The sequence below is a fragment of the Arthrobacter sp. 35/47 genome, assembly GCF_000520475.1.
GTDB classification, from domain to species: domain Bacteria; phylum Actinomycetota; class Actinomycetes; order Actinomycetales; family Micrococcaceae; genus Arthrobacter_D; species Arthrobacter_D subterraneus.
Genome location: NZ_KI914597.1, coordinates 18,245 through 29,160, shown reverse-complemented (window position 1 = coordinate 29,160; position 10,916 = coordinate 18,245). Strand labels below are relative to the sequence as shown.

Genomic DNA, 10,916 nt, shown 5'->3' with positions numbered 1-10,916 from the left:
GGCGGGGGCCCGCCGGACGGGTGCCGGGTTCGGCACTATGGCGGGTGTGTGTTGGCGCGTGCGCCGATCCCGTGGTCATGAACTGCTCCTAATAACGGTTGGTTCAGCTGCCGAGCGTAACGGCGGCCTCGTCGAAGAACTGCTGTGCGGCTTCTTCAGGAGTGATGGCGCCGAGCCCGATCGAGGTGCCCAGCGTCAGGAAGGTGTTCTCCAGTGCGCCGTAGCCGACAACCGGTGCTGCCGGGGGCTCACCGATGCGGTCCGCCACCGAGTCCAGGTATTCCTTGACCTCGAGCTCCGGGCCTTCGAGAGCGGCACCCTCGAGCGCGGTCTCCGAGGCGGGAACACCCAGGGTTGCGCCGAAGATCTCGCCCACCTCAGGGCTGTTGATCAGGAACTCGATGAACGCCACCGCTGCTTCAGGGTGCTCGGTTCCGGCCGATACTGCATGCAGCATGGAGGGCTTTTGGTAGAGGTCCTGCACGGAAGGATCGCTGGTGGGCGGTGCAACGATGTTCAGGTCTTCGGCGCCGGTGTCTCCCAGGTAGCCGCCCATGAAGTTGGACCAGGTCATCTCAGTTGCGGTGAGGTTGGCACCGAAGCCGGACTTCGGGGCTACTTCCTCAAGCTGGCGTGCGGGGATCACGGCGTTCTCACGGATGTCCTCGGCGCTGCTCCAGAACTCGGCGAGTTCCTCCTGGGTGAAGTTGATTTCGCCCTCTTCGGTGAACAGGTCACGGCCTTCCTGGCGCAGCTGGAGCTCGAAGTTCTGGATGCGCATGGTGTAGTCGGTGCCGCCGTAGACTTCGCCGCCCGAGGCTTCGGTGACGCCGGCCATGTAGGCGTCGTAGTCGTCCCACGTTGTTCCGCCTTCGTAGCCCTCAACACCGGCCTGCTCAAGCACCGCGGGGTTCTCGAAGAGTGACCAGGCGTTGTAGCCGGTGGGGACAGCCAGTGTCTGGTCCTCAAGCTTGCCGGTTGCCAGCAGCGTCTCGTCGATGCCGTCGGTGGTCAGTCCGTTGCCCTCGAATCCGGTGAGGTCGAGGAGGAGGCCGTTCTGGCCGTACTGGCGCAGGTAGCTGTAGTCGAACTGCATGACGTCCGGCAGGCCGCCACCGGCAGCTTCTGTCTGGCGCTTCTCCCAGTAGGCCGGGAAGTCCATGAAGGTTCCGTTGACGTCGATGTTCGGGTTCTGCTCTTCGAACAGTGCGATCGCTTCTTCGTAACGCTCCGCGCGGTCCTCGTTACCCCACCAGGTGAAGTTGAGAGTTACTTCCTCGTTGGGATCCGGCGTGCCGCCGGCGTCGCCACCGCCGCTGCCGCCGCAGGCCGTCAGCATGAGTGCGGCTGCAACTGTGACCGCTACGCCGGAGCCGGCGCGTGGTGAGATTCTCTTGAACATCCTTGTCCTCCTGGGGAACGGCTCAGATATGACGTGAAGCTCTTCGGGTCCGCTGGTACAGTGGTGCACATCACGGAAAGCGCTCTCCAATGAGACTAAATTGAATCGTCTCAATACGCAAGACCTATTCCTAGAATAATGTGAGCCGTGATACTTCCGAGACACTATTCAGCGAAGGATTCTCCTCATGCCGCAGTTTGACCTGCCCCTCGCCGAGCTTGAGCGCTATGCGCCGGAACGCACGGAACCAGCCGATTTTGACGCCTTCTGGGAGAAGACGCTCGCGGAGACCGCGTCCTTTGCGCTCGATGCCCGCTTCGACGAGATCGACGCCGGATATTCCGAGCTTGTCACCGAGGACGTCACCTTCGCCGGCTTCGGCGGGCACCCGATCAAGGGCTGGATGCTGCGCCCGCGTTCCGCGTCCGGTCCGCTGCCCACAGTGGTCACGTACATCGGGTACGGAGGAGGCCGGAGCCTCCCCGGCGAGTGGACCGCGATCCCGAGCACCGGCGTCGCGCATTTCGTCATGGATCTGCGCGGGCAGGGTGCCGGCCACCGCAGCGGGGACACCCCGGATCCCGGGGTGAGCGGACCACACTTCGGCGGGCATCTGACGCTCGGCATCGACACTCCCGAAACCTATTACTACCGGCGGCTGTTCACCGACGCGGTGCGCGCCGTCGAGGCCGCGCAGGCTCACCCGTTTGTGGATGCTTCCAAGGTGCTCATTTCGGGCGGCAGCCAGGGCGGAGCGATTGCACTGGCATCCGCCGCCCTCTCCCCTACGTTCCTCGAGCACGCGCCGGTGGCCGCCATTGTGGACGTGCCGTTCCTCTCCCACATCCGCCGCGCCACCGAGATTGTGGACACCGCTCCCTACGGCGAGCTGGTGCGCTACCTCGGCATCCAGCGCGGACGCGAGGAGGAAATCTTCTCAACCCTCAGCTATTTCGACGGCGTCAACTTCGCCACGCGCGCCACGCTGCCCGCACTGTTCTCGGTGGGCCTGCTCGACGACGTCTGCCCGCCCTCCTGCGTATACGCCGCCTACAACGCCTACGCCGGGCCGAAGTCGATGAACGTGTTCCCCTACAACGGTCACGAGAACGGCGGGGCGGTCCAGGCCGCCGAGCACATCCGGTTCCAGCGCGAGGTGTTCGCCCGGACCTAAACCACGGAACTTTCGCGCATGTCTGGCGGGCTCGGCGCTCTGGAAACCGCCAGATCTGCGCAAGATTTCCTTACCTGCCGTCCTGGAAACCCACTTAGCTACGCTGCCAGCTCTGCGACCAGTGCCTTGGCACCTGGTCCGTGGAGTACGCCGAGCGCATCGAGGTAGGCGTCGACGAATGCGGCGTCGTCGGCGAGGTCAAGGAAGAGGTCCCGCTGCCGAAGGAAAGCAAGCGGGTCCTCCCGGGTCTGCGAGGCGGCGGTCATGACCCGTGCCCGGAGCCGGTCGACGACGTCGATAGACTGTCCCGCCTCATCGGTACCCTCTGCGTAGCGCGCCCACGCGGCAATGATCGCGGCGCCGTAGCGGACGCTCCTGCCGGCTGCGAGATTCTCGCGGATGACTGGCACAAGCCACTTGGGAATGCGGTCTGAACTTTCGGCGCACAGGCGCGCCACTGTGTCGCGGACCGCGGCGTTGGAGAAACGGGAAATGAGCTTGTGCCGGTAGACGTCCAGGTCCACGCCGGGCACCGGCCGGAGGGTCGGAGTCGCCTCCTGTTCCATGTAGGCAAGCAGGTACCGGGCGAAAGCGGGGTCCTGGCACACGTCGTGCACCAGCCGGTACCCCGCCAGGAAACCGGGATAGCAGAGCGCCTGATGGCTCGCATTCAGGAGGCGGAGCTTCATGAGCTCGTACGGTTCGACGTCGTCAACCAGTTGGACACCCGCCTCTTCCCACGCAGGGCGCCCCTGGGCGAAGGAATCCTCGAGGACCCACTGCTCGAAGTCCTCGCACACCACGGGCCAGGCGTCCTCGATTCCCAACTCGGCGGATACCTCCGCGCGGTCCGCGTCCGTGGTCGCCGGGGTGATCCGGTCCACCATGGAGTTGGGAAAGGTCACGTTGTCGGCGATCCATTCCGCAAGGGCTGCGTTGCGTCGTTCGGCAAACGCGCTGAAGACAGCGCGGGCCGTGTCGCCGTTGCCCTGGATGTTGTCGCAGGACATGACGGTCAGCCCGGGAAGCCCTCGGTCCCGGCGTCGGGCCAGGGCTTCCGTGACCATCCCGAATACCGTCGCCGGAACTGCGCCCGGCACCAGATCGGCGTTGAAGGCGGGGTTCCCGGTGTCCACCTGGCCGGTCACCGGGTCGATCAAGTAGCCGCCCTCGGTGACGGTCATCGACACAATACGGACATCGGGTGCTGCGATGGTTTCGATGACGGCTTCCGGATCATCCGGTGCAAAGAGGTACTCAAGAATTGAACCGATGACGCGGGCGTTTCGGGAACCGTCAGGTGCCTTCTCCACCAGGGTGTACAGGCAATCCTGGTGGTCCATGACCTGTTTCATGGCAACGTCGTCTGGAAGGACGCCGACACCGCAGACCGCCCAGTCCAGTGCCTGCCCCCGGCTCATCAACCGGTCGAGGTACATCGCCTGGTGTGCACGGTGGAAGCCGCCGACGCCGAAGTGGACGATACCCACTGCCAGGGCCGACCGGTCATAGGCCGGCACCGGCAGGGCGGGCGCTAGTGAAGCGAGGGTCGAGGCTGAAAGCTGGGTCATGTGGTGCCTTTGCGTGGAAGGGTGGGGGTGCCCATTATCGTCCGGGGTGGACAACGGCCTTGAGCTGACCGGGTTCCTTGCCCGCCTGGAGCGCTGCTTCAGCCTCCGACAACCCGAAGTGAGCGGTCACGAGGACATCAAGGTCAACCTTCCCCTCGGCGACGAGCTGGATGGCCAGCGGCCAGGTGTTGGCGTAGCGGAAGACACCGGAGAGCCAGATCTCGCGGTTCTGGATGTATGAAACGGGGAGTTCGACGTCGTCGGCTCCGAGCCCCACGAGGATCACCCGGCCGGCCGGACCTACCGCCTTGATTCCGGAACGCACCGCCTGCGGTGCTCCGGAGGCGTCGATGAACGCGTCGACGTCGAGCCCTTCCACGGAGTCGGTCCGGGGGTCGAGGGTGTGGGTGGCGCCGTGTTTGAGGGCGAAGGCGAGGCGGTCGGGTGAGATATCGGTGATGTGGATTTCCGTTGCTCCGAATGCCCTCGCCGTTTGGGCGGCGATGATGCCGATCGGACCGGCGCCTGCAATGAGCACCCGGCTGCCCGGGCCGATCTTGGCGCGCTGGCAGGCCCAGATCCCCACGGACAGGGGTTCGATCAGGGCGGCCGCTTCGTCGCTCACATTGTCAGGAATCGGGTAGGCGAAGTCCGCCTGGATGGCCACATATTCCGTGAAGGCGCCGTCGATCGGCGGTGTGGCGTAGAACTCGATGTCAGGGCAGAGGTTGTACCGGCCCTGCCTGCACTGGTCGCACACCCGGCAGGGACGCTGAGGTTCGACGGCGACGCGCTCACCAACCCGCGCCGGGTCAACGGTCGCGCCGACCGCGACGATCCGGCCGGAGAGCTCATGTCCCAGGACCAGCGGGTGGTCAACAACGTAGTCGCCGATCCGTCCGTGCTCGTAGTAGTGGACGTCGCTGCCGCAGACGCCGACGGCCGCAACCTGCACCAGGACCTGGTCATCGTCGAGGGAGGGGACTCCAACCTGTTCCAGTGCTATGTCTCCCTGCTTGCGCAGGATGGAGGCGCGCATGGTTGCCGGGATGTTGATGGGTGTTGCTTCGACAGTCGCAGTCACGGACCTGTCCTTTCAGTTGAGCGTTTCTTATTTCACGGCGCCGAGGGACAGGCCCTGTACGAGCTTGTCCTGCGCCGCGAATCCTGCGAGCAGGACGGGCAGCGAGATGATTACTGCTGCGGTGCAGACTTTGGCGAGGAAGAGTCCCTGGCTGGAGACGAAGCTGGTGAGGAAGACGGGAGCGGTTCCCGCGACGACGCCGGTGAGGACCCGGGCGAGGAGGAGTTCGTTCCAGCTGAAGATGAAGCAGATCAGCGCCGTCGCGGCGATACCCGGCATGGCGACCGGTGCCACGACCTTACGGAGCGTCAGCAGGAGCCCGGCACCGTCGATCTGCGCTGCCTCAAGCATCTCGACCGGCACCTCAGCCAGGAAGGAGCGCATCATCCAGACCGCGATGGGGAGGTTCATGGACGTGTAGAGCAGGACGAGGAACCAGATGTTGTCCAGTGCGCCGAGGTTGCGGGCGATAAGGAAGAGCGGGAGGAGCGCGGCAACCACGGGGAGCATTTTGGTGGAGAGGAAGAAGAACATGACGTCCGTCCACTTCTTCACCGGACGGATGGACAGCGCATAGGCCGCCGGGATCGCCAGGAGAAGCACCAGTACGGTGGAGGTGATCGACGCTGTGGCGGAGTTGATCAGTGGAGGCCACGGGTTGAGTCCGGAGGCTCCGCTGAAGAAGTCCCGGTAGGAGTCCAGGGTGAGTTCCGCCGCGATGGACGGCGGGTTTGTTGCGGCATCGACTTCCGAGTGGAAGGACGTCAGTACCATCCACAGCACCGGAATCGCGAAGATGAACGCGGCGGTCCATGCCAGCAGGCCCGCGACGGTGTTGTTCCGTGTTGGATCCAGGCGCGATTTTGGCTTCCGGCCGAGAAAGCGGGGGCCGGCGGTCGGATTCAGGGCGGTCATCGGGACTCCTCCTTCTTGAAGAGAGTGAAGACGGTGCGCAGGGCGAAGGTGGCCACGATGAGCGAACCTATGACCGTGATGACACCGGTGGCTGATGCCGGGCCGTATTCGTTGGCAATGTAGAAGGTCTGGTAGACGGAATATGGCAGGTTGGCTGTGCCGAGGCCGCCTGATGTGAGCGTGAAGACTGCATCGAAGTTCTGGACGATGTAGATGGTGCCCAGGAGCCCTCCCAACTCGAGGTACTGCCGCAGATGCGGGAGCGTCAGGTATAGGAAGACCTGCCACGGCGACGCGCCGTCCATCTCAGCTGCCTCGACGGCGTCCGAGGGCCGGGACTGCAGTCCGGCAAGGAGGATCAGCATCATGAAGGGCGTCCACTGCCAGATCAGAGAAGCTTCAACGGCAAGCAACGGTGACTGAGTGAGGATCTCGGGCTGCGGGGCGTTGCTGCTGCCGAACAGTGACCAGATCCAGGTCAGCGCGCCGTTGACTAGGCCATAGCTTGGATTCAGGAGTGCATGCTTCCAGATCAACGCTGCTGCCACCGGTACGACCAGGAACGGTGCGATAAGCATGGTCCGCACGATTCCCCGGCCGATGAACTTCTTGTCCAGCAGCAGGGCCAGCCCCAGGCCAAGGACCAGGCTCACGAACACCACGGTCGCGGTGAGAAGGATGGTAGTGAAGATTGACTGGCGGAGTACGGGGTCTGAAAGGACCTGCACATAGTTTCCGAAGCCGGCGAAGCCCGTGTCATTCGGGCGAAGGCTGTTCCAGTCCATGAACGAGATCACCAGGGTGGCCACGAACGGCAGCTGGGTGACAACGATCAGGAAGATGAGGGCCGGCAGAAGTGGAGCTCTGCGCGCCCAGGCTGTCCTGCGCTCTCGTGCTGCGGCGTTGCGGACGGGTGGGGAGGGGCGGTGGCTCTTGCGCTGGGGGGCTACGGTGGCGGAAGTCATGGGTTCTCCTGCTTGGCTGGCGTTCGGACCGGAATCCGGTCAGAACGCCAGCCGTGCGTTAGATGCTGCTTATTTGTACTTGTCGCCGACGGTCTGGGCGGCTGCCTGGCCCTTGGCCAGAGCCTCCTCAACGGTCTGCTGACCGGCAATGACGGCGCTGATGTCCTGGGAAACGGTGGTTCCGAGGTCGGCGAATTCCGGGATTCCGACAAACTGGATCCCGATGTAGGGGCGTTCCTGTACTCCCGGGTTTAGGGGGTCGGCATTCTCGATGGCGTTGCGTTCGGCCTCGTAGAAGGGAGCAGAAGCCTGGTATTCCTCGTTCTCGTACGTGGAGATGCGCTTGCCCGAGGGGACCTTCGCCCAGCCGAGTTCCTCAGCTACGAGCTCCTCGTACTCCTGCGAGCTGGCCCAGGAGATGAACTCCCACGCGGCGTCCTGCTTCTGCGATGCGGCCTGGATACCCCAGGACCAGGTCCACAGCCATCCGGAGGAGTCAGTCTCCTTCACCGGGGCAGCGGCGTAACCGATCTTGCCCGCAACTGGGGAGCCCTCAGCTTCGAGGCTTCCGGCGGCGGAGGTCGCGTCGTACCACATGGCCGTATTCCCCTGGGTCATGTTGTTCAGGCACTCGGTGAAGCCGGCCTGTGCGGCTCCGGCCTCGCCGTGCTCCTTGACCAGGTCTGTGTAGAACTGGACCGCCTCGGTGAATTCGGGCGAGTCCACCTGGGCGTTCCAGTCCTTGTCGAACCAGGTGCCGCCGAAGGTGTTCACCACCGAGGTCAGCGGAGCGAAAACCTGTCCCCAGCCGGGCTGGCCGCGGAGGCAAATGCCCTTCATATCGTCCCTGGCCTCATCAACCGTGGCTGCGAGTTCCGCAACCTCGTCCCAGGTGGGTTCCTCGGGCATGGTGAGCCCAAGTTCCTCGAAAACATCGGTGCGGTACATGGTGAAAGAGGACTCCCCGTAGAACGGCTCGCCGTAAAGCTTCCCGTCCTCGCCGGTGAGTGATGCCGTATAGGCGGGCAGGATGTCGTCCTGGTTGAATTCCTCGTCCGCAGCAACATGCTCATCAAGGGGAGCAAGCCAACCATTCGCGGAGTAGAACGGAATCTCATAATTGGAAAGCGACGCGACATCGTACTGGCCAGCCTGAGCCGAGAACTCCTGGCTGATCTTCGCCCGGACATCGTTCTCGGGAAGGGTGGTGAAGTTGACGGTGATGCCGGTTTCCGTGGTGAAGTTATCGGCAGTCAGTCGCTGCAGGTCCTCCATCTGGGGGTTATTCACCATGAGGACGTTGATGCTTTGCGCATCGCCGTCGGCACCGCCACCGGTTGCCCCTCCCCCTGCGCCGGAGCAGGCGCTGAGGGCCAGGGTCACACCGGTCAGGCCCGCTGTCACTGTGATTCGCGTACGTGGGCTTCCCATAAGGACTCCTTCGTTCTTACTTGTTTGAGGGCGCGCCGGATCGACGCACTCAGTGCTGGTGATTTGTGTTGGATAACCGTGCCTCAAGCGGCGCCGGTTGTGCCTATACAAAAACTGTAGGGTGTGACGATAGGCACAACTAGCGCCCCTGTTTCCTCAAACTGATACTTATTTTCTGTTGCGCTGGAGCGCCGCGGGAGAAGGGACCTGCCGTTATCGAACGGTTGCCGACTGCGGGGTCGGCATGCCGGACAATTGTTATGTGATGCAGGAAGGAAGCGGATGAGCAGGGTGCAGGAGGCAGATGCTGCGGTTCGGTTGGCCGAGCGCCTTACCGGCCTGCGGGCGAACCGCGAAGTAATCCCACATGACCCAAACTCTTCGGTGCGCTGGCATGAGCACGACTATCCGAGCCCAATTGCGCGGTGGAACTACCACCCCGAGTACGAGATCCACCTCATCCGTAAAGGGACCGGGCGCTTCATTGTGGGCGACCATCTCGGAACGTTCGAGGCGGGGCAGGTCACCCTGGTCGGTTCGGGGCTGCCCCATGACTGGGTGAGTGACCTTGAGCCCGGTGAAGTTCTCACCAATCGCGACGCCGTCATCCAGTTCGACGGCGGATGGCTCCGCAAGTGCGCCGAACTGATGCCTGAACTCACTGAAGTGGAGCCGGTCCTGCAGCAGTCTGCCCGTGGCATACATTTCACCGGTGAGACGGCGGTCGCGGCAACGGAAGCTATCGAAGCCGTCGCTGTCAGTACGGGAGTGGAGCGCCTGCATCAGGTCCTCCGGATCCTGGCAGTCTTCGCCCGTTCGCCACAGTCCGACCGGGTGCTGCTGGCTCGCGAGTGGTTCCAACCGCAGCTCGACAGCCAAGCGGCAGCCGTGGTTGATATTGCGCTGGAGTACATCTTCGCGAACCATGCGGGGTCGGTGCGCATGTCTGAAGCCGCGTCACTGGTTGGGATGACCGAGCCCACGTTCTCGAAGTACTTCCGCAAAGCCACGGGCCAGAATTTCAGCGACATGGTCCGCAAGCTCCGGCTGGCGCATGCGTGCAGGTTGCTGGAGCAGACTGATACGCCGGTCTCCTCGATCTGCTACGAGGTAGGGTTCTCCAATCTCTCGAACTTCAACCGACACTTTCTTTCGGAAACCGGAGTGAGTCCACGGGCGTACCGTGTGGCCCACGGCGGTTCGTGACTCCTCTCCCCGCCCCCGTCGATTTCCCTCCACGCCTCCGGCCCGGCGATCATTGACCGGTGCCCGCTACACCCCCGCCCCTGCCAGACGAAGCTCCCGACGGCGACCATGTCCCCGTCCTGACCCTCGGCGTCGTGGTGCCTCCGTCCCTCGACCCTGTGTCCGCTCGGGAGTTGGACGATGCGCTGCCGCGGCTCCTCGGCGACCTGTATCCCGGCGTTGCGTGGCGCCTGTCCGTCATGGTCGAAACGCTCGATGGACATGCGCCGTCGGAGCTGCTGGAAACCGCGCGCGACCGGCTGCTGGATGAGGACTGGGATCTCGCCGTCGTCGTCAGCGATCTGGCGCTCCGCAGCGGGCGGAAGCCGGTCCTCACCCAGATCAGCCCCGTCCACAAGGTAGGGCTCGTCGCCTTGCCTACCCTTCGGTCCGTCGGTCGGAGGGAGAGCCTGACGACGGCGGTGGCGCGCCTGGTCGGGCCGCTTGCCGGGTGGGACGACGGTGACGAGCCTGAGGACCGCGCACGCCGCGCCCGCGAAATGGCGGATGACCTGCCCGACCTCTCCGATGAAAACCCGATCCAGTTCACCGGCCGCGTGGTCGCCGGAAACGCACGCGTGCTGCTTGGGCTCATCCTCGCGAACCGGCCGTGGCGGCTGGCGGTCACCCTGTCCCGCGCACTGACCGCGGCGGCGGCCGCCGGCGTAGTGACTCTCGCAACCAGCGACCTCTGGCTGCTGGCAACTGCCTACGGACCCGTGCGGCTCATCCTGCTGACCGTGCTCGCGGTCGGCGCGGTGACCCTGACCCTCATGATCGGCGCGGACCTGTGGGAACGGCCGCGGCGGCGTCTTGAACGGGAGCAGGTCACCCTCTTCAACATTGCGACGACGGCAACCGTGGTCATCGGCGTCCTCACCTTCTTCGGCGCGCTCTTCGTCCTGTCCTTCCTGGCAGCGGTGCTGCTGGTGGATGCGGGAGTGTTTGCCGCCGTCGTCGGGAGTTCCGTGGGACTGGCGGAATACGCGCAGCTCAGTCTGCTCACCGCAGCGCTGGCGACCGTGGGCGGCGCTCTGGGCGCCGGCCTGGAGAACGACGACGTTGTCCGCGCCGCCGCGTTCACCCGCAACGACGTCTGAACTTTTACGCAGATGAGGCGGGTTCACGG

At 64.3% G+C, this 10,916-nt stretch carries 9 protein-coding genes; 3 read left to right on the top strand and 6 right to left on the bottom strand.

Going from position 1 to position 10,916, the window contains the following annotated elements; genetic code table 11:
- Positions 1 to 103: 103 nt before the first annotated feature.
- Positions 104 to 1,402 carry an ABC transporter substrate-binding protein gene (locus X803_RS0109420; protein WP_026544952.1) on the bottom strand — a complete coding sequence of 433 codons (1,299 nt, stop codon included), beginning with the start codon at positions 1,400 to 1,402 and terminating at the stop codon, positions 104 to 106.
- A gap of 187 nt (positions 1,403 to 1,589) precedes the next feature.
- On the opposite strand from X803_RS0109420, the gene X803_RS0109415 reads away from it, so the two are divergent.
- The gene (locus X803_RS0109415) at positions 1,590 to 2,576 is read left to right on the top strand and encodes an acetylxylan esterase (protein ID WP_026544951.1); all 987 of its coding nucleotides are present in this window, start codon (positions 1,590 to 1,592) and stop codon (positions 2,574 to 2,576) included.
- Positions 2,577 to 2,674: 98 nt separating this feature from the next.
- Here X803_RS0109415 and X803_RS0109410 read toward each other — a convergent pair whose 3' ends face one another.
- The 5 genes from X803_RS0109410 to X803_RS0109390 form a co-directional block, all read right to left on the bottom strand.
- Positions 2,675 to 4,147, bottom strand: a complete 1,473-nt coding sequence (locus X803_RS0109410) for a mannitol dehydrogenase family protein (protein WP_026544950.1) — start codon at positions 4,145 to 4,147, stop codon at positions 2,675 to 2,677.
- A gap of 34 nt (positions 4,148 to 4,181) precedes the next feature.
- Positions 4,182 to 5,186, bottom strand: a complete 1,005-nt coding sequence (locus X803_RS0109405) for an NAD(P)-dependent alcohol dehydrogenase (RefSeq protein WP_051470625.1) — start codon at positions 5,184 to 5,186, stop codon at positions 4,182 to 4,184.
- Positions 5,187 to 5,258: 72 nt separating this feature from the next.
- Complete coding sequence (locus X803_RS0109400; protein ID WP_026544948.1) at positions 5,259 to 6,146, bottom strand: carbohydrate ABC transporter permease; 888 nt, start codon at positions 6,144 to 6,146, stop codon at positions 5,259 to 5,261.
- On the bottom strand, positions 6,143 to 7,111 hold the full coding sequence (locus X803_RS0109395) for a carbohydrate ABC transporter permease (protein WP_026544947.1): 969 nt from the start codon (positions 7,109 to 7,111) through the stop codon (positions 6,143 to 6,145). The genes X803_RS0109400 and X803_RS0109395 overlap by 4 nt, the downstream gene beginning before the upstream one ends.
- A gap of 69 nt (positions 7,112 to 7,180) precedes the next feature.
- Positions 7,181 to 8,542, bottom strand: coding sequence for an ABC transporter substrate-binding protein (locus X803_RS0109390; RefSeq protein ID WP_026544946.1), 1,362 nt, complete (start codon positions 8,540 to 8,542; stop codon positions 7,181 to 7,183).
- 282 nt (positions 8,543 to 8,824) lie between these two features.
- Here X803_RS0109390 and X803_RS0109385 point away from each other — a divergent pair, with 282 nt between their 5' ends.
- Both X803_RS0109385 and X803_RS0109380 read left to right on the top strand, forming a co-directional pair.
- Complete coding sequence (locus X803_RS0109385) at positions 8,825 to 9,748, top strand: helix-turn-helix domain-containing protein (protein WP_026544945.1); 924 nt, start codon at positions 8,825 to 8,827, stop codon at positions 9,746 to 9,748.
- A gap of 59 nt (positions 9,749 to 9,807) precedes the next feature.
- On the top strand, positions 9,808 to 10,887 hold the full coding sequence (locus X803_RS0109380; protein ID WP_051470621.1) for a hypothetical protein: 1,080 nt from the start codon (positions 9,808 to 9,810) through the stop codon (positions 10,885 to 10,887).
- The last annotated feature ends 29 nt before the right edge of the window (positions 10,888 to 10,916 follow it).

Coding starts and splice junctions, on each gene's coding strand:
- X803_RS0109420 (WP_026544952.1), bottom strand. CDS start 1,402: ATGTTCAAGAGAATCTCACCACGCGCCGGCTCCGGCGTAGCGGTCACA.
- X803_RS0109415 (WP_026544951.1), top strand. CDS start 1,590: ATGCCGCAGTTTGACCTGCCCCTCGCCGAGCTTGAGCGCTATGCGCCG.
- X803_RS0109410 (WP_026544950.1), bottom strand. CDS start 4,147: ATGACCCAGCTTTCAGCCTCGACCCTCGCTTCACTAGCGCCCGCCCTG.
- X803_RS0109405 (WP_051470625.1), bottom strand. CDS start 5,186: ATGCGCGCCTCCATCCTGCGCAAGCAGGGAGACATAGCACTGGAACAG.
- X803_RS0109400 (WP_026544948.1), bottom strand. CDS start 6,146: ATGACCGCCCTGAATCCGACCGCCGGCCCCCGCTTTCTCGGCCGGAAG.
- X803_RS0109395 (WP_026544947.1), bottom strand. CDS start 7,111: ATGACTTCCGCCACCGTAGCCCCCCAGCGCAAGAGCCACCGCCCCTCC.
- X803_RS0109390 (WP_026544946.1), bottom strand. CDS start 8,542: ATGGGAAGCCCACGTACGCGAATCACAGTGACAGCGGGCCTGACCGGT.
- X803_RS0109385 (WP_026544945.1), top strand. CDS start 8,825: ATGAGCAGGGTGCAGGAGGCAGATGCTGCGGTTCGGTTGGCCGAGCGC.